Origin of the sequence: Chryseobacterium sp. ERMR1:04 (assembly GCF_001297705.1) — a bacterium.
GTDB lineage: Bacteria > Bacteroidota > Bacteroidia > Flavobacteriales > Weeksellaceae > Chryseobacterium.
In genome coordinates this window covers 346,594-371,673 of record NZ_LIRF01000004.1, presented here as the reverse complement: position 1 = coordinate 371,673, position 25,080 = coordinate 346,594, and the positions used below count along the sequence as shown (strand labels likewise).

Sequence of the window (25,080 nt, the reverse complement as noted above, 5' to 3'; positions counted from 1 at the left end):
TGTTAATTAATATTTATTAAAAAATAGACTTGATTTTGTAAATATATTATTTTTTTAAATCGTAAATTTTAGTGTTTAGCGAAATAAAAACAGGGTATATTTATTTAAATAGGATAAGTTTTTATTTTTCGAACTTAAACTGAAAATAAAATCTATATTTTTTTATAAATAATGAACTTAACAAAAATACAATTGATCCCTATAAAAATTGGGAAACATTTTTTTAGTATACTTTGTTAATAGTTTAGGGCTATAGGAGCTATTTTTGGTAAAAAATTTAAATAGCTTTATAAATTAAACTAATAATCCTATTAAGTTTTTTTTAAGGAAATGTTAAACATTAGGTCACATAATGTTAACTGTATGTTACCATACTTGATCTTTTTGCGATATAATTTTGCTCCAGAAAATAGAAGTAAAAAATATGAAGAAAAAAATTATCTGTGCTTTTGCTTTATTGTCCTTTGGGTTTGCATTTTCACAGGAGACCAGCTCTAAAATTTTTGGCCGGTTAAAAGGGATCACTTCCGAAGTTACTGTGAAAGTAGTGCACGTACCTACGAACAGTACTTTTGAAACAAAAAGTAATAGTAAAGGGCAGTTCAGCTTAGATAATTTGCAACCGGGAGGGCCTTATACGATAGAGGTTTCGGATGGTTCGCAGGTCATTTATTCTAATACGAATATACAGCTTTCATTGGGTAATAATGATTTACCGGTTGTGGAAGTTAACAACAGAGAAAAGGTGATTGATGAGGTGAAATTAACCTCCAAAAGAACCACTGTAAAAAACGGAGTAGGTATCAGTCAGGCACAGATCGCAGGGCTTCCTAATATCAACAGAGGAATTCAGGATGTGACAAAACTGGTTCCACAGAGTGCAAATAACTCTTTTAACGGAACCAACTTCCGTTATAACAACGTTACCATTGACGGATCTATTAATAATGATGCGATCGGATTTAGTCCGTCTTTAGGAGGTCAAACGGGAACATCAGGAATGCCGGGAAGTAGCACGCGTTCCAACTCCATTAGTTTAGATGCTATTCAGGATGTACAAGTTTACATTGCTCCTTATGATGTAAAGTTGGGGAATTTCTTAGGAGGAAGTATCAATGCAGTAACACGAAGTGGAAGTAATGATATTACCGGATCTTTGTATGCTTATGGAAGAAACGCTTCTATTACAGGAAACAACAGAATTGGTGATAATTCAAAAATGCCGAGTTCTTTTGAAGATTTTATTTATGGAGGTAGAGTAGGTTTACCTGTTGTAAAAGACAAAGTATTCTTATTTACCAATTTAGAATATACGAAAAGAACAGATCCTGTTTTTTATAATGCGAATGATCCTAATGCATTGGTGAATGATGCGGTGGCTCAGCAGATTTCTGATTTTGTTCGTAATAAATATAATTTCAATGTAGGAAGTTTCAATCAATATAATAATTTCTCAGAAAGTTCTAAGCTTTTTAATAAATTAGATTGGAAGATTAATGATAAGCATACCTTATCCATTAAAAATAATACGGTATTCTCGCAGGCTTCAAACCTTGAAAGAGATGGCGCGAACTTCAGATTCTCCAGTATGGATTATATCCAGAAGAACACGTCTTCTTCTACCACATTGGAATTGAAAAGCCGTTTTAATGATAAATGGAGTAATAATTTAATATTAGGATATTCTTCTATTCATGATTATAGAGATCCTACTTCTTCCAATGCGATGTTCCCACAAGTGGAAATCGCTTATAATGGCGGAACTATTTTATTAGGAAATGACAGAGAAGCAACTGTTTTTAATATGAAGCAGAAGACTTTTGAAATCACCGATAACCTAACGTACAAAACAGGAGTTCATACCTTCTTATTAGGAACGCATAATGAATTGTATAATATTGATTACGGTTTTGTAAATGCTTTAAACGGAAGAATTTCTTATAAAAGCTTAAATGATTTCTATAATGCGAACCCTTCAAGAATAAGAGGTACCTATCCATTCAACGGAGACAGCAGAGAAACGATTTTTAATAATCCTTATGCTTCGTATAAAGTTAATCTACTCTCCTTATATTTCCAGGATGAGATCAATTTAGGAAGAGTGAGAATTTCACCGGGAGTAAGAGTAGATTACACGGATCTGCCTAATAAACCTAATCTAAGCCCACAGGTAACCAATTCTCCTCAAGATCCTAATTATGGAAATACCTATACGTATACGCCATTAAGCCAATTGACCAATAACTATCTTAATAAACCTACTTTCTCTCCAAGAGTTGGATTTACATGGGATGTTACAGAAGACAGATCTGTGGTGTTGAGAGGAGGATCCGGTATTTTTGTGGGAAGAATTCCTTTTGCATGGTTAGGGTATGCTTATTATAATGATGGTGTAGGTTTTGGAAGTTATGATTATAATTCGCCTACAGCAGCACAGTTGGCAGCTAATGGAGATCCTTTGGTAAGCGGTAATTTCCCGAAATGGCAAAACTCTTCTAAAGTTCAGGTAGATCTTATTGATAATAACTTTAAAATGCCAAGAGTATGGAGAAGTTCATTGGCTGTTGATTATACTGTTTCCGGATATAAATTGACATTAGAAGGAATCTATACAAAAGTATTATACGATCTACAGTTCCAGCAGGTTAATAAAACGGATAAAGTGACGTATTACAGTTATGATACGAATCATGAAATGCCGATTTATACTACCAACATCAACAGTAATTTTTCTAACGCTTATCTTTTATCTAATACCAAAGAAGGATACCGATATAATTTAACGGCACAGCTTTCTAAATCATATAATTTCGGATTTAATTTCTTTGTTGCGTATACCTATGGTGATGCAAAAGATATTACCAACGGAATCAGAAACTCTATGGAGAGTAACTGGCAGATGAACCAGTCTCTGACACCGAATAATCCACAGCTTACAACTTCTAACTTTGCCATTAAAAACAGAGTAGTGGCCAACCTTGGTTATTCAGTGAATGTTTCGCCATCCAATAGATTATCTGCTAACGTATATTTCAATGCACAATCAGGAAACCCTTTCTCTTGGGGATTTGTAAACAGTACAATTGCAAATACAGGACAGGCGGCCGGACTTTCTTACATCTTCAAAGATGCTAATGAAGCGGCTAAGTATATTGTTGCTATAAAAGATGCTGCCGGAAATGTTTTGGTTTCTGCACAACAGCAAATTGCAGATTATGAGAAATTTGTGGACAATAACAAATACCTGAGCTCTCGAAGAGGGAAGTTTACAGAAAGAAACGGTGATGTAACTCCATGGAATATACAAGCCGATTTCAAAATTATGGATGAAATAAGATTGAGCCCGAAATCTAAAAATAACATACAGATCTCATTAAGCATCATCAATCTTACCAACCTACTGAATAAAAACTGGGGTAAAGTGTATTTTGTACCGAATACCTTTAACTCTACAGCGAGTACAGGGTTAACAAAAGTAGGAAACGTAGCTGCAGGACAACCTTCGGCTGGTGATCCAACCTATAACTTTACAACTCCTGGATTGCCTTATACCATTGATCAGTTTGCATCAAGATTCCAGGCTCAGCTAGGAGTGAGATATAACTTTTAATTTTTATTTTACTATATATTCTTTCAATAGTCCAGAATCTAATTCTGGGCTTTTTTTATGATGTAATGACAAAAAGGAGCTGATGATATTAATGAGCTCCTTTTTGTACTTGATTTTATTTAATTCAGGAAAATAGTCCATCTATCTTGTTCAACAAAAAAGTTATCTTTTTCTACCAGAGGCAAAAAATGTTGTAATGCTTTCTGAAGCATACCTTCTATATCACCGGTTATGTAGAGGTTATCTATTCCATAGGCTCCATCTCCGTTGCCTATCATAAGATGGGTTAAATCTCTATTAGCAGATATGGGTCCCTCACTATGAGCCCATTTATTACCATCTGCATCTTTAAAAGTGGTAATATCGAATTCGTTGTTTCTCGTAAATAAAGCTCCTGTTATTTCGTCAATAAGAAATAAAGTATTGTCTACTTTCTTTTTGGTAACGTGGTTTTCGTACCGTAAATTCATTAGGTCTATTTTTTTCATAATGTGTGTGTTTTAGGGTTAATCTTACTATAAGTTGATACTAATATTATAGATACCAGCCTTATATACTATTAAAGTTAAAAAAAAATATTAAAATTATTTATATAATGAAGGCGAATTTTTGCTTTCTATCTAAGTTTTCTAAATATTTTGTGAGTACCATCAACGAAAAAAGCACGCTAAAAAAGCGTGCTCTTATCAATAATATGTTAAAATTTATTACTTGTATCTTATGCTTCACAAGCGGAACAAGAAACGAAATTCACCATCATTTCTTTAGAAACAGATGAACTTCTTTGGTAGTATAATGTTTTCACTCCTTTTTTCCATGCTTCAATGTAAAGATAGTTTACATCTTTTACAGGCATTGTAGAAGGAATTTGTAGGTTTAATGATTGTGCTTGGTCAATATACTGTTGTCTTTGTGCAGCCTGAGAAATGATCTCCATTGGAGAAATCTCTTTAAATGTTTTGAATACTGCTTTCTCTTCTTCAGTTAATTCAGCTAAGTGTTGAACAGAACCGTGATTTAGCATGATCGTTCTCCAAGTTTCCTCGTTGTCAAGACCTTTTTCTTCTAATAATTTAGCCAAGTATTTATTCTTACGCATAAAGTTTCCTTTTGCAAGACCTGCCTTGTAATAGTTAGAGGCAAAAGGCTCAATTCCAGGAGAAGTTTGTCCTAAAATGGCAGAACTTGAAGTGGTAGGAGCAATAGCCATTGTGGTGGTATTTCTCAATCCGTACCCTTTCAATAATTCTGGTTCACCGTAGATGTTCGCTAATTCTCTTGAAGCTAATTCTGCTTGTTCTTTGATATGTTTGAATGCTCTTGCATTGAATTGAGTGGCCTCAAAACTTTCAAACGGAATCATATTTTTTTGTAAATAAGAATGGTATCCTAAAACTCCTAAACCAAGCGCTCTGTGACGCATAGCGAAGTTTCTTGCTCCTTGTAGGTAATAGTTTCCTTCTGTTTTTTCGATAAATTCAGTTAGAACTGCATCTAAGAAGTATACGGCTAATTTTACAGCGTCTGTATCTTTCCATTCGTCGTATAGCTCTAAATTCATAGAAGATAAACAACAGATGAAAGATTCTTCTCTTGTAGAAGGAAGCATGATTTCAGAACAAAGGTTACTTGCGTTGACAGGCATTCCTAAGTCTTTATAAACCTGAGGCTTATTTCTGTTCACGTTATCGGTAAAGAATATATAAGGTAGCCCTTTTTGTTGACGGCTTTCCAATACTCTTGCCCAGATCTTACGTTTGTCCATATCACCGTCAATCATATCCTGCATCCAGTAATCAGGAACACAAATTCCTGTAAACAAGTTCTGGATCGGACTTCCGATGTCTTTAATAGATAAAAATTCTTCAATATCTCCGTGGTCAATATCCAAATAAGCAGCAAAAGCACCTCTTCTTACACCGCCTTGAGAAACGACATCCATTGCTGTATCAAACAATTTCATGAAAGAAACAGCTCCGGAAGATTTTCCGTTATCGGTTACCGCAGTCCCTCTGTTACGAAGTTCTCCGAAATACCCTGAAGTTCCCCCGCCAATTTTCGTCTGCATGATTACTTCACCCATTTTGTGGGTAATTCCTTCAATGCTGTCCGGAATGTGAACGTTGAAACAAGAGATAGGAAGACCTCTCTGCGTTCCCATGTTTGCCCAAACAGGAGAAGAGAAACTGATCCATCCTTTTACGATCATTTCCTTGAAAGCGGCTTGTAATTCCGGCTTGTATAATTTTTTTGCAGCCGCCATGGTGATTCTGTCGATAGCTCCATCTACAGTTTCTCCTTTCAACAGATATCCTCTGTTAAGCATTTGCTCAGACTCTTCATTGAGCCACCATATATTTGAATTTTTTTGGTCTTCCATTTTTTATCTTGTAAAATGTACGGTGTACATTGTATTGTTAATTTTTTCTAGGAGCAGAAAATTTTGTTCATCTCCTCACTTTTCTACCTGCTTTCGCTACTCGCTTTTTTCTTTTGCAAAGAAAAAGAGCTCAAACAGGCCGCTCTATCAGGGCTAAGATAAAAATCTGTTTCCCTTAGGATTGTCATTGCTAAAAATGAAACAATCTTCTTTAGTAATAAGTTTTGGCTATAACCAAATACTTTTATACTTTATTTAATGGATTAAAATCCATTCTATTGAGGTTTTAAATTTCTCAATATATTTATTTTCATGTCATTCTGAGGAACGAGAAATTTCTATTCTCTTGAACGAGATGCTTCGACTTTGCTCAGCATGACAACGCTAATACTATATGTTTTGACGCTCGCTTCGCTCGCGCCTACTCTAAAATCTAGAACAAATCGTTTGCTGTAATACTCTTATCGTGCTTCGTGTAATCCACCGGTCTTTTTGCAAAGAAATCATCCATAGAGTTCGCGAAAACTTCTTCTTCAAACCATTTCATTGGACGGTATTGCTCCGGAGTAATATTGTAACGGGTATCCATATTGATTTTCTTTAAACTGTCGTCAACACGGTATTTCATAAAGTTTAATAGATCTTCTTTTGAGAAGAAGCTTAATTCTCCTAATTCAAAGATCCAGTCGATGATTTCACCTTCTAATTCTACAGACTGATCAACTAAAGTATAAATATCTTCAATATCAGAATCAGTTAATAGATCTGGTTGCTCTTCACGGATTTTGTTGATCAAATAAATTCCTGCATTTGCGTGAATCTGCTCATCAATAGAAGTCCAAGCGATGATGTTAGAAACATTTTTCATGTATCCTTTAAACCTTGTGAAAGAAAGAATAATCGCAAATTGTGAGAAAAGCGACACGTTTTCAATCAGGATACTGAATAATAAAAGAGAAGAAACATATTCTTTCGGTGTTGTAGAATTCGCATGCTTTAAAACATTTGATAAGAAATCAATTCTCTTTTTAACAGCAGGAATTTCTATCACGTTAGAGAATTCTTCGCTATATCCTAATACTTCTACCAAACGGGAATAGGCTTCAGAATGACGGAATTCGCATTCTGCAAAAGTAGCTCCAAGACCATTCAACTCAGGTTTTGGCATATGATTATATAGGTTTCCCCAGAATGTCTTTACAGACACCTCGATCTGTGCAATGGCTAGAAGCGCATTTTTCACAGCGTGCTTTTCGTGTGGTTCCAATTGTGAATGAAAATCCTGAACATCTGCGGTAAAATCCACTTCCGAATGTACCCAAAACGATTTGTTGATAGCCTCTACAAATTGAAGAACCTCAGGGTATTCAAATGGTTTGTAGCTTACTCTTTTATCAAAAATTCCCATATTAAAAATGTCTTTAAAATTAAAATAATTAGATCACTGCGATAAGATGCAAGAAATAATTAACGTTCTGATTATTTGAAACTTATATTTCAAAGTTATTCACATCAATGAAACAGTTATCTCTTGTTACGTGCGAAGCACAAAGGTCGAAAAAAAGAACTGATTTTAAAAGAGGTAAATACTAATTGGCTGACTTTTAACCTTAAAAGTTTTCCACATTTACATGAAACTTGCTCTGATACTGACTTACACCCACTTATGAGGCAAAAATAAATAAAATTGGGCAATTACAGTTAAACACTTTATTGTAAATATCTATGAATAAAGTAGAAAAAGATTAAACACTATTTAATTTGAATAAATTTTTATTCTTGTAACAAATCGAAAATTACTTCTACTTATTAGGATATAAAACATACATCACTTAATGTTAGTAATTCAGGATTTACATAAGTCATACGATACAGGAAAAAGCAAGTTGCACGTTCTCAAGGGTATTAATCTTAATATCTCCGAGGGCGAGTTTGTTTCTATTATGGGAAGTTCCGGTTCCGGGAAATCTACCCTCCTTAATATTATTGGTATTCTGGATGAAAAAGATTCGGGGACTTATGAACTGGATGGGGTTCCGATCGAACATTTATCAGAAATAAAAGCGGCAGAATATAGAAGTAAGTTTCTTGGTTTTATTTTCCAGTCTTTTAATTTAATAGGATATAAGACGGCTTTGGATAATGTGGCTCTTCCTTTATATTATCAAAATGTGCCGAGAAAAGAGCGTGACAAGAAAGCGATGGAATATTTGGAGAAAGTAGGTCTTGCACAATGGGCAAACCACCTTCCTAATGAACTTTCCGGAGGGCAGAAACAAAGAGTTGCGATTGCTAGAGCTTTAATCACTAATCCTAAAATTGTTTTGGCGGATGAGCCTACGGGAGCATTGGATTCTAAGACGACCCATGATATTATGAAACTTCTTCAGGATATTAATAATGAAGGAAAAACTATCATTGTGGTAACCCACGAACCAGATGTTGCAGCACAAACAAAAAGGAATGTCATTTTAAAAGATGGAATCATTGAAAGCGATGAATTTATAAATCAGATTGTTCTTTAGAAGGAGGCTGGAGTTCTAAAAATTAAATAAAAATAAATGTGCGGAAAGTTTGAAAACTTCAATCTTCCCGCTTCAAACCAAAAAATATATGTTTGACTTAGATCGTTGGCAGGAAATATTCAGTTCTATTCGCAGTAATATATTGCGAACAGTGCTTTCGGGATTTACCGTGGCTTTGGGTTTATTTATCTTCATTGTTCTTTTCGGAATTGGTTCAGGATTGCAAAATGCTTTTACAGAGGGTTTTGCAAGAGATGCTCAGAATCTGATTACTATTTTTACAGGGAAAACTACTCTTGCTTATAAAGGGCTGCAGTCGGATAGATTGGTGACAATGAATAATGATGATTATGATTTTCTTGTTAATGCAGATAAAGAAAAAGTAGGAGAAGCGAGCCCAAGATATCAATCAAGTTTATTGGTGAAATACGGTAAAGAGAGTGGAACTTACCAGGTGAACGGAACAGACGCCGAAGAAAAATATATCGAAAACCGTAAAATGCTTGAAGGCCGTTATCTTAATTCTGCAGATTTAGCCAGAAAACAAAATGTAGCGGTAATCGGGAGAATGGTTCAGAGAGATTTAATTAAAAATGGAAGTCCGGTAGGAAAAGACCTGAATATTAATGGAACCATGTTTAAAGTAATCGGGGTATTCTCTGATGACGGGGGCGACTGGGATGAAAGACATATCTCGGTTCCTATTACTACGTTGCAGCAAATGAAAAAGGGCTCAGATACAGTGAGTACAGTATTTATTGCCTACAATGATAAATTATCTCCTCAGGAAGCTATAAAATATGGTGATGAATTACAGGATAGATTAAAGGCAAGAAAAAATGTTTCCCCGGATGACGAAAATGGAGTTCGTGTACGGAATAATGCAAAGAACATGAATGAGACTTTTATGTTTATGGCCGTAATTACCGCTATTGTAACATTTATCGGATTGGGAACTTTGCTAGCCGGAATTATTGGAATCAGTAACATCATGGTGTACATCGTAAAAGAAAGAACCAAAGAAATCGGAGTAAGAAAAGCGATTGGGGCAAAACCCAGAAGTATTGTTGCTTTGATTGTTCAGGAAAGTGTGGTGATCACCGTAGTTTCAGGATTTGTGGGAGTAGGTGTCGGTGTATTGGCTTTACATTTAATCGGTGACAGTCTTGAAGAATATTTTATAAAAAGCCCAAGTGTAGGTTGGGGTACGATCTTGATGGCATTTATTGCTCTTGTTCTTTCAGGATTAATTGCCGGATTTGTGCCTGCGTACAGAGCTTCGAGAATCAGACCAATTGAAGCATTAAGAACAGAATAATTTGAAAATTTGATAATGATATAATTTGAAAATGCATCGCTGTAATAATTAATAAAGAATTGCAATTAACGATTTACTTTCATCATATCATTTATAACATAAAACTCATCATTAATAAAAATGAACATCTTATTTAAAAAGGATACTTGGCAGGAAATTTATTATTCATTGAAGAATAATAAGCTTCGAACATTCCTTACCATGATTGGTGTGGGATGGGGGATGTTTTTATATGTGAGTCTGCTGGGAGCAGCAAAAGGAATGGAGAATGGCTTTGATAAAGTATTTTCAGGATTTGCAACGAATTCTATTTTCCTTTGGGCACAAAAAACAAACATTCCTTATGAAGGTTTCCCGAAAGGAAGAGAAGTAGATCTTAACCTTCCGGATATCCAGATGCTTAAAAATAAAATCTCGGAAATTGATTATATCTCTCCACAGAATGCGAGAGGAAGTTTTACAGGAACACCGGGAGAAGCAATGTCCAGAAACGGTAAAAATGCAACCTATTCTCTTACCGGAGATTATCCGATAGGAAATAAGATCTCTGAGAAAAAACTGATTTTCGGAAGATATATTAATGATGCAGACGTATCGGGAAATAAAAATGTTGTAGTGATTGGAGAAGAGGTTTATAAAAACTTTTTCGATGCTAAAAAGAATGAAAACCCTATTGGAAAATCAATCAATGTTAAAGGGATATTCTTCAATGTAATTGGAGTTTTCAGAGTGAAAAAAGGAGGCGGATTTGAAAATGATCAAACTGTTTTTATCCCTCTTTCTACGTATACTAAAATGTATAATGCGGGAGATAAGATTGATATGTTTGCGATTGTCAGCAAGCCTAACGCCAATGTAAATGAAGTGGAGGAGAAAGTGAAACTGGCTTTAAAAGCTAAAAATAAAGTATCACCGGAAGATACCAATGCTTTTGGTAGTTTCAATCTTGGAAAAGAATTTAAAAAACTGACAGGTTTCTTAACCGGAATGCAGTTGTTGACAATTATAGTAGGTTCTTTAACCATTCTTGCAGGGGTAATTGCTATATCAAATATCCTATTAATTACAGTAAAAGAACGAACAAAAGAGATCGGAATCAGAAGAGCTTTAGGCGCTAAACCTTCTGAGGTAAGAAATCAGATCTTGCTTGAAAGTGTTGTTATTACGCTGTCTTCGGGAATACTTGGTTTTATATTCGGAATTTTTGTTTTAATTATTTTAAATATGGCTACTCAGGGTCAGGATGATTTTCCATTCTATAATCCAACGGTAAATTACGGAAACGTATTTGGGGCGATGGCAGTAATGGTAATCTTAGGATTAATTATTGGGATGATTCCTGCGCAGAGAGCAGTAAAAATTAGACCTATTGAAGCATTAAGATCAGAGTAATTTAAAGATGAAAAGACTTTTTTTAATTATAATAATTTTCTTTTTTGGCTCTGTTTCAGGACAGCGCAAAGAGTTTTTTATCTTTAAAGAAAGTGAAGTATATAGTCTTTTTAATTTTATGGAGACCACAGCAAAAATGCCGGGAACTTCATCAACCTACAGGAAATTTATTACTGAGAAGTTAGCGGATAATAAAGATTTTCAAAAGTTGGTTCAGGATTTCAAGTCTATTGATTATAATGAAAGTATCTCAAGACAAGATTATCCTGCAGGACGGAATTATAGAAAAAGTTATTTGACATTGCTTGTGGTAACAACTTTAAAGTCTAAAGATCTTGAAGATTTTAATGAAAGAATAACAGGGATTTTGCCAATCAATGAGCAAATGAAAATTTATAATTCATTGAAAAAAGCACAGCCGTATTTCAGACAGTTTGTATGGAATGAAAGTGAAGCTAAAATTAAAAAACAGATCAATGAACTTAAGAAATACAATGATGTTAGCTCAGAGCTATTTTTAAAGTTTAATCATTTTTATAAGTCATCTTGGGATGTGCAGGTGCCGTTTTATGTTACCTTATATCCAATCCCTGGAAAAAAGGGAAATACCACTGCTACACCTCACGGGAATGCCTTGTGTGTAGGAAGTATGACAGATTCAAATGATACGATTGGGACTTTGGGGGTAACTTTACACGAGATGTGCCATATTTTATACAATGAGCAGAGTAAAGAAGTTCAGGCAGAATTAGAAAAATATTTTATAGAAAATAAATCGCGATACTCAAAACTGGCTTACTCCTATTTTAATGAAGCAATGGCTACAGCATTAGGAAATGGGTATGGATATAAAATTTTAAATAAAGGGAAGTTAGATAAAGGCGAATGGTATAGTAAATCTACCATTAATCTTTTTGCAAAAGCAATTTATCCTTTAACAGAAAAATATTTAGAACAGAATAAAACGATTGATAAGAATTTTGTTGATGAAATAATTAAAAGTTTCGAGCAGACATTTCCAAACTCAATTTATGAATATGGTCCTAATTTTAATACATTGAACCTATATGCGGATCAGTTAGATGGGAATGATATTTTTGATAGTTTTTTTAAATATTTTAGTGCCAATAGTGTGCATGTTTCAAGCCCGCTGAAGGATGTTTCACAAAGTCATAGATTATTGGAAGATGATTCTTCTTTTATCATATTATTAGATAAAGACCAAAAAGAAAATCTGGAACAATTGAAGAACGTATTTCCTGAAATCCAGAAAATAAAATACGATAATAAGATCAATAACATAAGTTTTTTTGATGCTAAAAACAGAATGATTGTTATTCTTTTTATTAATAAACCGGAAGATTTAGATCAGGCATTTGATAAGCTTGAAAAGCATAAACAATTAGATAAAGATAAATTAATTCAATATTAAAAAATAAACTAGATATATGAAAAAGAAATTCACTTGGAAAAAAGCCATTTATATATTTTTGGGGCTTTTATTTGCAGTGGCATTATTCTCAGGGATTGGTTACCTTGTAAAATCCAATTCTAAAGAAAGTGAGACTTTCCTTACCCGTAAACCTTCCATTCAGAATATGGATGATAAAGTAATGGCCACAGGAAAAATTGTTCCAAAAGAAGAAATTGAAATCAAACCGAATATTGCAGGGATCATTGATAAGATTTTGGTAGATGAAGGAGATAAAGTAACTGCAGGGCAATTAATTGCTACCGTAAGAATTATTCCGAGTGTGAGCGATGTGAATAATGCGCAGCAGGAGGTTCAAAATTCTCAACTTCAAATCAGCAACTCTAAAATGAATGTTGAGAATATGCAAAAGCAGTTTTCAATGCAGGAGAGGTTGTTTAAACAAGGCGTTATTTCTAAGCAGGAATATTTGAATTCTCAGCAGCAATTATATACGCAACAGCAGAATCTTAAAAATGCCAACCAACAATTGGTAACGGCTCAGAAAAGATTACAGATTGTAAAAACAGGAGCTACTCCGGAGCTACAAGGTTTTGCAACAACTCAGATTCGTTCTAAAGCTGCAGGGACGGTGCTTGAAGTTCCTGTGAAAGTGGGAAGTCAGGTGATTGAAGCCAACTCATTTAATGCCGGAACAACGATTTGTTCTATTGCAGACCTTAGTGCTTTGATCTTCCAAGGAGAAATAGATGAAGCTCAGGCTGGAAAGTTAAAGCAAGGAATGGATATGAAAATCGTAATCGGAGCTTTACAGAACAAAACATTCCCTGGAAAACTGACAATGATTGCTCCAAAAGGAAAAGACAACAACGGAACGATCAAGTTCCCAGTTGAAGGTGATGTTCAGAATCCTAATAATGACTACATCAGAGCAGGATTCTCTGCGAACGGAGAAATCGTTCTAAGTTCTCAGAAAAATGCTTTATTATTGGACGAATCATTGGTTCAGTATGAAAAGAAAAATGGTAAAGACGTTCCTTTTGTTGAGGTTAAACAAGCTAATGGAACATTCAAAAAAGTATATGTAAACTTGGGAGCTAGTGATGGAATCAATGTTCAGATTCTTTCAGGAATTGATAAGAATTCTGAAGTAAAAGTTTGGAACCCTTCTGATAAAGATAAAGAAGAGCTTAAAGAAAAGAAAAACAAGAAATAATAAACTAACGAGATATATTTTATCTGAAGTCCCGATTTTTTCGGGACTTTTTATTTTTATAAAAGCTGTCATTCCGAGGAATGAAGGAATCTCTACATTTCATTTAATAAAAGATAATTAATTTTAATTGAGAAAGTTTTATTGAAACCGATTTTATAATTTTGAACTATTCATAAAAATATAAGACATGTGTCGATATGCCAGAAAAACATATAAATCTCATTACGTTTGTTTTGAATGCAGAAAATCATTTAAACAAGCGCACTCAGATGATATTTTGTTGCGAATAAAAAAAGATAAGGTATATCATGAGCTTAACGGAAAATCTATACAAAAAGTAGGGCAGGTTTTTACAAAATTAGAAAGGAATAAATTAGCCGAACTAGTAAGCGAAATAGAAAATAGAGATAGAAAATGTCCTGAATGTAGAGCAGCAATGGCTGATTTAGGGCTTGATTTCAAGGCTCCAAAGAAAACCGCAATTAAAGAATGGAAAATTGTAGAAGGGCTTTTTAAATTAGGGAAATGTTTTCTTAGTTGTGGTTGTGATGGGATAGGTTACATTCCTCAAAATCCAAAAGATTATGAAGTATACTTACAGAAAGTTTTGAAAGAATATGAGGACTCTATTGTATATTATCAAAACAAAACTGAAACAGAATATCCTGATAAGATGGAAAGAATTAACTATTGGAATGAAAGGATATTGAATGTTAAGAACGAAATTAAATTTCAAAAATTTGACTTGAATTAAATAAGTAAAGAACAGGCTTAATATGTAATGATTATTTGAAATTTCATAAAAGCTAATTAATTTTTTATCAAAGAGAATATCTGGAAGCTTGAAGTAAAATTTCTTCAGTTGAATACTTTATATTTAATTTTACGCACAGTTGGGTAAGCGAGACTGATCTTATCGACCTAGGAAGCTGTAGCATTAAGAAAATGAGTTTTGTTAGCGTTAAAAAAATTCTAATGTTTGAAGCGCGACCTTAATATAGATTCGAAGAACTAATGTTGTTATTGCGCAAGTTTTAGAATTTTTAGTGAGCAGAAATCATTTTTAGCGGAAGATTCCAGTCTTGAAATAGCATTCGCCGACTTTTCGAAGGCAATTTTTGGTCCGTTTGTTTCAAGACAAATGGACAGATACAGAATAAGCATTAACACTTAATTAACCATTTGAAATTTCAATACAGATGATTAATATTCTATTTTAGCTGGAATGAAAAGTATTAAACCTATGAAGCCAATATCTAAAATTCTGCTTTTATTTTTAGTGATGTTTACGATGTTTTGTAACGCCCAGAATAGCTTTAAAGTACCGAAAGTACTTTTTAAATCGGATGATTTAATCATTAAGCAATTATCTAAAAATGTTTATCAGCATATCTCATTTTTAAATACCGATTCTTTTGGGAAAGTAGAATGCAACGGAATGATTGTAAAAGACGGTAATGAAACTATTATTTTTGATACTCCGACCGATGATAAAAGCTCGACAGAATTAATTAGCTGGATTAAAGATAAGTTACATTGCAAGATAGACGCTGTTATTGCCACTCATTTTCACATTGACTGTCTAGGAGGTTTAAAGGTGTTTGAAAAGAATAATATTCCTTCTTATGCAAGCAATAAAACGATTGAATTAGCCAAAATAAATGGCTCTAATATTCCTGATCATGGGTTTGATAATAGTTTGACTTTACAGGTTGGAAAGCAGAAAGTATATGCTACATTCTTTGGAGAAGGACACACAAAAGACAATGTAGTTGGTTATTTTCCTAATGAAAATGCCATGTTTGGAGGATGCTTAATTAAAGAAATAAATGCTTCAAAAGGTTATCTTGGTGATGCCAATGTTCAAGCTTGGGCAGCAACGGTTGAGAAGGTTAAAAAAGCATATCCAAATGTAAAAACCGTCATTCCCGGACATGGAGAAATAGGTGGTAAAGAACTGTTGGATTATACCATTACTTTGTTCAAAAATAATTAATTACGAACAATCTGCACAATAGCCTGAAATAAATCCGTTAAAGTTGACAGATTGATAGCCTGCCGGTAATTTTACCTCAATTTCATTGGGAATACATTCTATTTTTCCACAGCTTAAACATCTGAAATGAAAATGATTATGTTGATGTGATTTTTCTGAACAGTTGACGCAGAAAGCAAAATAATATTTTCCATCGTCGCTTAAAATTTTATGCACAATTCCATCATCACAGAAACTGTTTAAAACTCTGTAAATAGTAGCTCTGTCTACTTCATCTCCCAATTCTTTTAATAAAATATCCTGACTAACCGCTGATTTTGAATTCTTTAAAGAATCCAGGATCAGCTGTTTTGTTTTTGTATTTCTCTTAAGCATTTACAAATATATAAAATATTATTGCGATTAAGTCGCATTAATGAAAATTTGTTTTACATTTGCAATAAGCAATAAGCAATAAGCAATAAGCAATAAGCAATAAGCAATAAGCAATAAGCAATAAGCAATAAGCAATAAGCAATATGAAAAACTTTGATGTAATAATTATTGGAGGCAGCTATTCCGGACTTTCAGCAGGAATGACTTTAGGCAGATCTTTGAGAAACATTTTGATCATTGACAGTGGAAAACCTTGCAATAGACAAACTCCGCATTCCCATAATTTTCTGACTCAGGATGGTAAAACTCCAAAAGAAATAAGGACGATTGCGAGAGAACAAGTTGAAAAATACGATACGGTAAAATTTCATGATGGAGTAGTGTTGAAAACTAATAAACTAGATCTTGGTTTTGAAGTTGAAACTGAACAAGGTGAAAAATTTACGGCTAAAAAACTCATTATTGCTACAGGCATAAAAGATATCCAACCCAATATTCCAGGGTTTTCTGAATGTTGGGCAATTTCCGTTTTACATTGTCCGTATTGTCATGGATATGAAGTGAAAAATGAAATCACAGGAATTCTTGCCAACGGAGATATGGCTTTTGAATTTTCAAAAATGATCCTGAACTGGACAAAAGCTTTAACCATATTTACCAATGGGAAATCAAGCTTAAGTGAAGAGCAGACTCAAAAGCTAAAAGAGAAAAGCATCAACGTCAATGAAAACGAAATTGAAGAAATAATCCATGAAAACGGACACATTCAAAAATTACTTTTCAAGAATAGACAAGAGTTTTCACTAAAAGCATTATATGCAAAGATCCCATTTCAGCAGAATATTAACGTATCAGAGGATCTCGGTTGTGAAATGACCGAACAGGGCTTTATTAAAGTTGATCCTTTCCAAAAAACAACTATGTATGGTATTTATGCTTGCGGAGATAATGTAACGATGATGCGCTCTGTTGCCACTGCGATTGCTCAAGGAAACTTCGCGGGAGCTATGGTGAATAAAGAATTAGTAGATGAACATTTTTAATTATATTATATTTTTTTAATCCTTGTTGTACTTTCAGCAAGGATTTTTTTTTGTTAAAAGTTGAAAAAATATTTGTTGGTTTTATTTATTATCGTAATATTGCGATATAAAATAAGCCACAAAAAATGGGTGCTACTAAAACAGATTTTTTTACCGAACAACAAAACCAGATCGCTACCATTGCAAAAGCTTTGGGACATCCTGCCAGAATAGCAATCATAGAATATTTATTGAAAGTGAATGAATGTATCTGTGGAGATATTGTTAATGAGCTACCACTTGCCCAACCAACAGTTTCTCAACATTTAAAAGAGCTTAAAAATGCGGGATTAATTAAAGGTAATATTGAAGGAAACAAAATTTGCTATTGTATTGATGATAAAGCTTTCGAAGTTTTGAATACCTATTTCTCGAATATTATTTCCACGGTGAAAAAGCAAAACTGCTGTTAAAAAAAATTTGACCAAGTTTATCGTAATATTGCAATTTAACAATTTAAAATACATAAAAATGACTTTAGAACAGATTAAAAATATTCTACCATCATTAGAAAACGTAGAATTTCAATTAGAGAATGGAAAGTTTGTCCCTGAACATTTCCATGTCACAGAAATCGGAATGGTGACCAAAAACTTTATAGATTGCGGCGGTACCATGAGAAAAGAAGAAAGAGTGAATTTTCAACTTTGGGATGCTGATGATTTTGAACATCGTCTGAAACCAGGAAAGCTTTTGCATATCATTACGCTTTCAGAAGAAAAACTAGGCATCGGAAATTTTGAAATCGAAGTGGAATACCAAGACACAACCATTGGAAAGTATGATCTTGATTTTAATGGAAAGAATTTTATCCTTAAAAATAAAGTAACCGCTTGTTTAGCACAGGAGGCTTGCGGAATTCCTCAGGAAAAACAAAAAATAAATCTGAGCGAATTGAAAAGTGATAAAGATTCTTGTTGTACCCCAGATTCAGGATGTTGCTAATCTTTTAAAATAACGGATATGAATGCTAATTTATCAAAATATATAGAAGTAATTCTTACTAAAGAAATCAATGCAGAAAGAAAAATTATCTTACAACCATTGATCGATTTTATACAGGAAAAGGTAAGGTATCAGAAAGCGATTAACATCAATTTTATTTGTACTCACAATTCACGCAGAAGCCATCTTGCGCAGATTTGGGCACAAACAGCATCGGTGCATTTTAACATTCTGAATGTAAACTGCTATTCCGGAGGAACGGAAGCGACGGCTTTATTTCCTAAAGTCATAGAAACATTGGCAAATGCAGGCTTTGAGAGTTGGAAATTAAGTGAAAATGAAAATCCGGTTTATGCCATAAAATATGCTGAAAACGCTTTACTTATTGTTGGGTTTTCTAAAAAATATGATGATGTTTTTAATCCGGTTAGTGATTTTGCTGCAATTATGACGTGTTCACAAGCAGATGGAGATTGTCCTTTTATTCCGGGAGCAGAAAAACGTATTCCTATTACATTCGAAGATCCAAAAATAGCAGATAACACTTCTGAGCAAAATGAAATATACGAAGAAAGAAGTCTGCAGATAGCGGCTGAAATGTTTTATGTTTTTTCTAAAATAAGTAAAAATGAAAACTGAATTAAAATTTCTTGATAGATATCTAACTCTTTGGATTTTTCTGGCAATGCTGATTGGAGTAGGATTGGGGTATTTTTTTCCTGCCATTGCGGTGGTTACGAACTCACTTTCTGCAGGCACAACCAATATACCTTTAGCGATTGGGTTGATTTTAATGATGTATCCTCCGTTAGCAAAAGTAGATTATACTTTACTGCCAAAGGTTTTTAAAGATAAAAAAGTCATCTCAATTTCTTTATTCTTGAACTGGATTGTCGGCCCTGTTTTAATGTTTGCCCTTGCAGTTATTTTCCTTAGAAATGAACCTGATTTTATGATAGGTTTGATTTTAATAGGTTTGGCAAGATGTATTGCGATGGTAATTGTTTGGAATGATCTGGCAAAAGGAAACAGAGAGTACGCCGCTTTGTTGATTGCTTTAAATAGTATTTTTCAAATCATATCCTACAGTTTTTTAGTTTGGCTATTCATTAATATACTTCCACAGAAATTAGGGTTAGGCAATTTTAATGTTTCTGTTTCGATTGGGGAAGTAACAGAAAGTGTGCTGATTTACTTAGGAATTCCTTTCTTAGCCGGCTTTTTAACGCGTTATTTTCTCACTAAATCAAAAGGAAAAGAGTGGTATAACCGAAAATTCATTCCTACAATTTCACCCATTACCTTATATGCGTTACTATTTACCATTGTGTTGATGTTTAGTTTAAAAGGCGATAAGATTATAGAATTACCAATGGACGTTGTAAAAGTTGCTATCCCATTGATGATTTATTTTGTATTGATGTTTTTCATTAGCTTCTTTATCAACAAATTTTTGAAAGTTCCTTACGATAAAAATGTTTCAATAGCTTTTACCGCAACAGGAAATAATTTTGAGTTGGCAATTGCGGTTAGTATTGCAGTTTTCGGAATTCATTCGGCTCAAGCTTTTGTCGGGGTCATTGGTCCTTTGGTCGAAGTTCCTGTCTTAATTTTATTGGTAAAAGCCAGTCTATATCTTAAAGAAAGGTATAAACTAATATGAAATTTGAAACGAATGTTGAGTAAATCAATGAATAATAATAAAAATTTTAGTCCAAAAATCATAATCCTGAATGATAAAATCTTGTCTAAAAATCCGTATATTTGGGGTGAAAAATTTCAAAATCTAAAAGTAAATGGACATTATTTTCGACCTTATTGAAAAAGAAAGACAAAGACAATCCCATGGATTAGAGTTGATTGCATCAGAAAACTTTGTTTCTGAAAATGTAATGAAAGCAATGGGAAGCGTATTGACTAATAAATATGCAGAAGGATACCCGGGTAAAAGATATTACGGAGGATGTGAAGTAGTAGATGAGGTTGAAACATTGGCAATCGATAGAGCGAAAGAGCTTTTCGGAGTTGATTATGTAAATGTTCAGCCGCATTCTGGTTCTCAGGCTAATGCAGCAATTTACTTGGCAGTTTTGAAACCTGGAGACAAAATCATGGGAATGGATCTTTCAATGGGAGGTCACCTTACTCACGGTTCTGCAGTTAATTTCTCAGGAATTCAATATAACGTAGTTTCTTACGGAGTTCAGCAGGAAACTGGTTTGATTGATTATGATCAAATGAGAGAAGTTGCTTTAAGAGAAAGACCAAAAATGTTGATCGCTGGTTTCTCTGCGTATTCAAGAGATTTAGATTATGCTAAATTCAGAGAAGTTGCAGATGAGATCGGAGCTACTCTTTGGGCAGATATTGCTCACCCTGCAGGATTGGTTGCAAAAGGATTATTAAATTCTCCATTCGCACATTGTCACGTGGTAACAACAACTACTCACAAGACGTTAAGAGGTCCAAGAGGAGGAATGATCATGATGGGTAAAGATTTTGAAAATACATACGGTCACAAAACTCCAAAAGGAGAAACTAAAATGATGAGCCAAGTATTGGATGGAGCTGTTTTTCCAGGAATTCAAGGAGGTCCATTAGAGCATGTTATCGCTGGTAAAGCTATTGCTTTCGGTGAAGCTTTGGATGTTCAGTTTGAAACGTATGCTAAACAAGTAAAATCTAATGCTCAGGCGCTAGCAAAAGCAATGGTAAGCAGAGGTTTTGATATCGTAAGTGGAGGAACAGACAATCACTTAATGTTGGTAGACCTTAGAAATAAAGGGGTAAATGGTAAAGAAACTGAAAAGGCTCTTGTAAAAGCTGATATTACTTGTAATAAAAATATGGTTCCTTTTGATGATAAGTCGCCATTCACAACTTCTGGAATCAGATTGGGAACTGCTGCGATCACAACAAGAGGATTGAAAGAAAACGATATGGAAACAATTTCAGAATTAATCTCTGAGGTGGTTGATAATATTAAAAATGAAGAGGTTCTTACTTCTGTAAGAAAAAAAGTTAATGAATTAATGGAAGGTAAAGCGTTGTTTAATTACTAACATTTATCGAACTTAAAATATAAAGAATGGGCTTATGCTCATTCTTTTTTTATAGCTATGGAAAAGAAAACTTTCACTTTTGATGAGATTAAGCTGAAACTGGTAAACTATTGTGTTTATCAGGATCGTTGTCATGCAGAAGTAGAGCAGAAAATGCGGGAATTTATGTTGATTGATGAAGCTAAAGACGAGATTATTCTTTATCTTTTAAAAGAAAATTATTTAAATGAAGAAAGATTTACCCGAAGTTACATTCGAGGTAAGTTTTATATAAAGCATTGGGGGAGAAATAAGATCAAAATTAATCTGAAACAGAAGCAAATCTCAGAAAAACTAATGAATAGGTGTTTTGATGAGATTTATGAGCCAGACTACGAAAAAACATTAAAAAAAATGTTTGAAGATTATTATTCTAAACAACTGGGAATAAAGGAATACCAAAGGAAATCAAAAACTATTAAATATTTGATGGGTAAAGGCTTTGAATATGAAAAAATAAATGATATTTTTGAGTAAACATAAAATAAAGGTTGAAAGAAGAAAAAATTTGGCTTTCGCCTCCACACATGGGAGGGAACGAGTTAAAGTACATACAGGAAGCATTTGAGACCAATTGGGTTTCACAATATGGTTCCAACATTGATGAGTTTGAAAAAAGCCTCGAAAATTATCTTGGAAACAACTCGTTTGTTACTGCTTTGTCTTCGGGGACTGCAGCTATTCATTTAGCGTTAAGCCTATTAAATGTAGAAGAAGGCGATTTTGTAATCTGCCAATCTTTTACTTTTGTAGCATCTGCCAATCCTATTTTATATTTGAAAGCAATTCCTGTTTTTGTTGACAGTGAAAGTTCAACTTGGAATATATGTCCCAACGCATTGGAGGATGCCGTTAAGTATTGTCTTAGTAAGGGTAAAAAGCCTAAAGCAATTATTACTGTTTCTTTGTATGGAATGCCTTTTATGGTAGATGAAATTCTTGAAATATCCAGAAAATATGAAATTCCTATTATCGAAGATAGTGCGGAAGCTTTAGGAAGTAAATATAAAAATCAACCTTGCGGAACATTTGGAGATCTCTCAATAATTAGTTTTAACGGAAATAAAATTGTTACAACTTCTGGAGGTGGAATTTTGGTTTCAAGAAAGGAAATTGACAAAAATAAAGCACTTTTTTTGGCTACACAAGCCAAGGATAATAAAGATTATTATAGTCATTCTGAAGTTGGATACAATTATAGAATGAGCAATATTTCCGCTGGAATAGGCCGAGGACAGATGGAAGTCCTAGAAAATAGAATTAAAGAAAGACGGAAAAATCATGACTTTTATCAACAAATATTTAAAGATAAAGAAGGGATGGATCTATTTTCAGCTCCCAACGAAGATTTTTATTCTAACTATTGGTTGAATACAGTTTTGATAGAGAATGATATTTTATCAAAAGAAGGTTTGAAAGATTTTTTTTTACAAAATAATATAGAAACCAGATGTTTATGGAACCCAATGCATTTACAGCCTTTATATAATACATGTAAATTTTTCGGGAATGATTTTTCTGGTACAATTTTTGCGAAAGGTTTATGTTTGCCATCAGGAACTAACCTTACTGATGATTGCAAAAATAGAATTGCTGACGTTTTAAATAAACTTTAAAAACTAAATTTATTTTTTAAATAGTAAGTATAGATGAAATTTTCTTTAATTTTGCAAGAATACTTGTAAATTATCACTAATGAATATCAGGTTTTGCACCTTATTAAATATGAACACAAATAACGACAATGTACAATTCTCTTAGGAACAAAATATTTGGAGGAGATAATGTTGTCAATCTCTCAGATGTAAGATATCTTCCCAGATGGATAATACTTGTAATAGATATTATTATTCTGGTTATATCTTTATTTCTTTCTACTTATATTATTGAAAAAATCAGTGTAAAAGAATTTATTTATCACGATAATGAAAGCATTGTTTTCCTTTCTATTATTGGAGTGAACGTCATATTCATGTATGTTTTTAAGACCTATGCAGGGATTATAAGACATTCTACATTTATAGATCTATTTAAATTACTGATCTCGTGCTTTTGTACAATGTTCGTGGTGGGTGTGATCAATATTGTTTATTTCTGGACTACTGGCGAAAAATTCATACTTACTCCTTATCTAATTCTTTATTTCATCATCTCCTTTATGGGACTTTTTCTCTTTAGATTATATGTTAAAGAATTTTTTCATATTGTTAGAGAATATAGAAGAAGTGCTTTAAAGAAAAGAATTTTGGTGCTAGGGATTGATGAGCAGTCTATTGCTATCGCTAGAGCTATTTTAGATAATCCTAGTTTACCCTATCAAGTAGTAGGATTTCTTACGCAAAGAACAGATTCTAAAAGAGCATCCTTATTAGGAAAACCTATTTTTGAAAAGAAAAAGATTGAGGAGAATTCAAAAGAAGATCTTATTATAGACGGTGTGATTATCGTTAAAGAAATGATGTCTAAAGACGAAATGAACTCTTGGGTGAATTTATTTTTAGAAAAAGATTTAAATATTTTTAAAGCACCATCGGTGCAAAAATTAAGAGATAATGATCTTGGGGTTTCTATCAAAAATCTTCAAATTGAGGATTTACTTAATAGAAGGCCTATAAAAATAGAAAATGAAGAGGTTAAGAGTAGACATTATGATAAAAATGTATTAGTAACGGGTGGCGCTGGCTCTATTGGTAGTGAAATTGTAAGGCAAGTAGCACAATTTAATCCTTCTTTAATCGTTGTTTTAGACCAAGCTGAAACCCCGCTCTATGATATAGAGTTAGAAATGAAGGAAAAATTCCCTCATATCAGATTCAAATTTGTTTTAGCTGATGTTTCTAATAGACATAGGATTGAACCATTGTTTCAAATGTATAACTTCTCAATGGTTTATCATGCTGCGGCTTATAAACATGTTCCTTTAGTTGAAGAGAATCCTCATGAAGCTATTCTGGTTAATATTTTAGGATCAAAAAATGTTTCAACGTTATCAAGCAAATACAAAGTGAACAGGTTTGTTATGGTATCTACCGATAAAGCTGTTAATCCTACGAATGTGATGGGAGCTTCTAAAAGAGCATCTGAATTATTTGTACAGTCATTACAAAATGTTGAAGGAAATGTTACAAAATTTATTACAACAAGGTTTGGAAATGTTTTAGGGTCTAATGGTTCTGTTATTCCTCATTTTAAAAGACAAATTGAAGCAGGAGGGCCTGTTACCATTACACATCCTGATATCGTAAGGTATTTTATGACGATTCCTGAGGCATGTGAATTGGTATTGCAAGCCGGAACAATGGGGCAAGGAGGCGAAATTTTTGTATTTGATATGGGAGAACCTGTTAAAATATTAGATTTAGCCAAAAGAATGATAAAATTATCAGGTTTTGAGCCAGAAATTGATATAAAAATAATTTATACGGGATTAAGGCCTGGTGAAAAATTGTATGAAGAGCTACTAAGCGATAATGCAAAAACGCTTCCTACTCACAATGAAAAAATTATGATATCTAAGGATCCAACAATGGAATTCTCAGATATTGAATCATTAGTTAATTTAATCACGAAAGCTTCTTTAAGAAGAGATAAGGTAGATGTGGTTAAAATGCTAAAAATAATAGTACCCGAGTTTAGAAGTAATAATTCTGTCTATGAGGTATTAGATAAATAGAAAAATATAAATGTATATTTGTACAATTTTTAAAA

21 protein-coding genes are annotated in these 25,080 nt (G+C 33.4%); 17 read left to right on the top strand and 4 right to left on the bottom strand.

Annotated features, from left to right (window positions below; genetic code table 11):
* The first annotated feature begins 424 nt into the window (after positions 1 to 424).
* Entirely contained in the window at positions 425 to 3,610 is a 3,186-nt protein-coding gene (locus AMQ68_RS09170; protein ID WP_054510333.1) for a TonB-dependent receptor, read from the top strand.
* A 119-nt stretch (positions 3,611 to 3,729) separates the two neighbouring features.
* Here AMQ68_RS09170 and AMQ68_RS09165 read toward each other — a convergent pair whose 3' ends face one another.
* From AMQ68_RS09165 to AMQ68_RS09155, 3 genes are all read right to left on the bottom strand, one after another.
* Entirely contained in the window at positions 3,730 to 4,098 is a 369-nt protein-coding gene (locus tag AMQ68_RS09165) for a hypothetical protein (protein WP_054510332.1), read from the bottom strand.
* Positions 4,099 to 4,328: 230 nt separating this feature from the next.
* Positions 4,329 to 5,990, bottom strand: a complete 1,662-nt coding sequence (locus AMQ68_RS09160) for a ribonucleoside-diphosphate reductase subunit alpha (protein WP_054510331.1) — start codon at positions 5,988 to 5,990, stop codon at positions 4,329 to 4,331.
* A gap of 433 nt (positions 5,991 to 6,423) precedes the next feature.
* Positions 6,424 to 7,398: a ribonucleotide-diphosphate reductase subunit beta gene (locus AMQ68_RS09155; protein WP_054510330.1), complete on the bottom strand. Its 975-nt coding sequence runs from the start codon at positions 7,396 to 7,398 to the stop codon at positions 6,424 to 6,426.
* A 427-nt stretch (positions 7,399 to 7,825) separates the two neighbouring features.
* Here AMQ68_RS09155 and AMQ68_RS09150 point away from each other — a divergent pair, with 427 nt between their 5' ends.
* From AMQ68_RS09150 to bla, 7 genes are all read left to right on the top strand, one after another.
* Positions 7,826 to 8,515: an ABC transporter ATP-binding protein gene (locus tag AMQ68_RS09150; RefSeq protein WP_054510329.1), complete on the top strand. Its 690-nt coding sequence runs from the start codon at positions 7,826 to 7,828 to the stop codon at positions 8,513 to 8,515.
* A gap of 88 nt (positions 8,516 to 8,603) precedes the next feature.
* Positions 8,604 to 9,833 carry an ABC transporter permease gene (locus AMQ68_RS09145; protein WP_054510585.1) on the top strand — a complete coding sequence of 410 codons (1,230 nt, stop codon included), beginning with the start codon at positions 8,604 to 8,606 and terminating at the stop codon, positions 9,831 to 9,833.
* 120 nt (positions 9,834 to 9,953) lie between these two features.
* On the top strand, positions 9,954 to 11,225 hold the full coding sequence (locus AMQ68_RS09140; protein ID WP_054510328.1) for an ABC transporter permease: 1,272 nt from the start codon (positions 9,954 to 9,956) through the stop codon (positions 11,223 to 11,225).
* Positions 11,226 to 11,232: 7 nt separating this feature from the next.
* Positions 11,233 to 12,657, top strand: a complete 1,425-nt coding sequence (locus AMQ68_RS09135) for a hypothetical protein (protein ID WP_054510327.1) — start codon at positions 11,233 to 11,235, stop codon at positions 12,655 to 12,657.
* 16 nt (positions 12,658 to 12,673) lie between these two features.
* Positions 12,674 to 13,873: an efflux RND transporter periplasmic adaptor subunit gene (locus AMQ68_RS09130; RefSeq protein WP_054510326.1), complete on the top strand. Its 1,200-nt coding sequence runs from the start codon at positions 12,674 to 12,676 to the stop codon at positions 13,871 to 13,873.
* A 187-nt stretch (positions 13,874 to 14,060) separates the two neighbouring features.
* On the top strand, positions 14,061 to 14,627 hold the full coding sequence (locus tag AMQ68_RS09125) for a hypothetical protein (protein WP_054510325.1): 567 nt from the start codon (positions 14,061 to 14,063) through the stop codon (positions 14,625 to 14,627).
* Positions 14,628 to 15,116: 489 nt separating this feature from the next.
* The gene (bla, locus tag AMQ68_RS09120; protein WP_054510584.1) at positions 15,117 to 15,869 is read left to right on the top strand and encodes a subclass B1 metallo-beta-lactamase; all 753 of its coding nucleotides are present in this window, start codon (positions 15,117 to 15,119) and stop codon (positions 15,867 to 15,869) included.
* Here the strand turns inward: bla and AMQ68_RS09115 are convergent, their stop codons facing one another.
* Positions 15,870 to 16,244: a Fur family transcriptional regulator gene (locus AMQ68_RS09115; protein ID WP_054510324.1), complete on the bottom strand. Its 375-nt coding sequence runs from the start codon at positions 16,242 to 16,244 to the stop codon at positions 15,870 to 15,872. It lies immediately after the preceding gene.
* 143 nt (positions 16,245 to 16,387) lie between these two features.
* On the opposite strand from AMQ68_RS09115, the gene AMQ68_RS09110 reads away from it, so the two are divergent.
* The 9 genes from AMQ68_RS09110 to AMQ68_RS09070 all read left to right on the top strand — a co-directional run bounded on the left by AMQ68_RS09110 (position 16,388) and on the right by AMQ68_RS09070 (position 25,045).
* The gene (locus AMQ68_RS09110) at positions 16,388 to 17,287 is read left to right on the top strand and encodes an NAD(P)/FAD-dependent oxidoreductase (RefSeq protein WP_054510323.1); all 900 of its coding nucleotides are present in this window, start codon (positions 16,388 to 16,390) and stop codon (positions 17,285 to 17,287) included.
* Between the two features lie 125 nt (positions 17,288 to 17,412).
* The gene (locus AMQ68_RS09105) at positions 17,413 to 17,739 is read left to right on the top strand and encodes a helix-turn-helix transcriptional regulator (protein ID WP_054510322.1); all 327 of its coding nucleotides are present in this window, start codon (positions 17,413 to 17,415) and stop codon (positions 17,737 to 17,739) included.
* Between the two features lie 58 nt (positions 17,740 to 17,797).
* Positions 17,798 to 18,271, top strand: coding sequence for a DUF6428 family protein (locus AMQ68_RS09100; RefSeq protein WP_054510321.1), 474 nt, complete (start codon positions 17,798 to 17,800; stop codon positions 18,269 to 18,271).
* A gap of 18 nt (positions 18,272 to 18,289) precedes the next feature.
* Positions 18,290 to 18,910 (top strand): low molecular weight phosphatase family protein, encoded by a 621-nt coding sequence (locus AMQ68_RS09095; RefSeq protein ID WP_054510320.1) that lies wholly within the window; start codon positions 18,290 to 18,292, stop codon positions 18,908 to 18,910.
* On the top strand, positions 18,900 to 19,934 hold the full coding sequence (gene arsB, locus AMQ68_RS09090) for an ACR3 family arsenite efflux transporter (RefSeq protein ID WP_054510319.1): 1,035 nt from the start codon (positions 18,900 to 18,902) through the stop codon (positions 19,932 to 19,934). The genes AMQ68_RS09095 and arsB overlap by 11 nt, the downstream gene beginning before the upstream one ends.
* 133 nt (positions 19,935 to 20,067) lie before the next feature.
* The gene (gene glyA / locus AMQ68_RS09085) at positions 20,068 to 21,333 is read left to right on the top strand and encodes a serine hydroxymethyltransferase (protein WP_054510318.1); all 1,266 of its coding nucleotides are present in this window, start codon (positions 20,068 to 20,070) and stop codon (positions 21,331 to 21,333) included.
* A gap of 57 nt (positions 21,334 to 21,390) precedes the next feature.
* Positions 21,391 to 21,849 (top strand): regulatory protein RecX, encoded by a 459-nt coding sequence (locus AMQ68_RS09080; RefSeq protein ID WP_054510317.1) that lies wholly within the window; start codon positions 21,391 to 21,393, stop codon positions 21,847 to 21,849.
* A gap of 50 nt (positions 21,850 to 21,899) precedes the next feature.
* Positions 21,900 to 22,988 carry a DegT/DnrJ/EryC1/StrS family aminotransferase gene (locus AMQ68_RS09075; protein WP_054510583.1) on the top strand — a complete coding sequence of 363 codons (1,089 nt, stop codon included), beginning with the start codon at positions 21,900 to 21,902 and terminating at the stop codon, positions 22,986 to 22,988.
* Positions 22,989 to 23,116: 128 nt separating this feature from the next.
* Complete coding sequence (locus AMQ68_RS09070) at positions 23,117 to 25,045, top strand: nucleoside-diphosphate sugar epimerase/dehydratase (RefSeq protein ID WP_054510316.1); 1,929 nt, start codon at positions 23,117 to 23,119, stop codon at positions 25,043 to 25,045.
* The last annotated feature ends 35 nt before the right edge of the window (positions 25,046 to 25,080 follow it).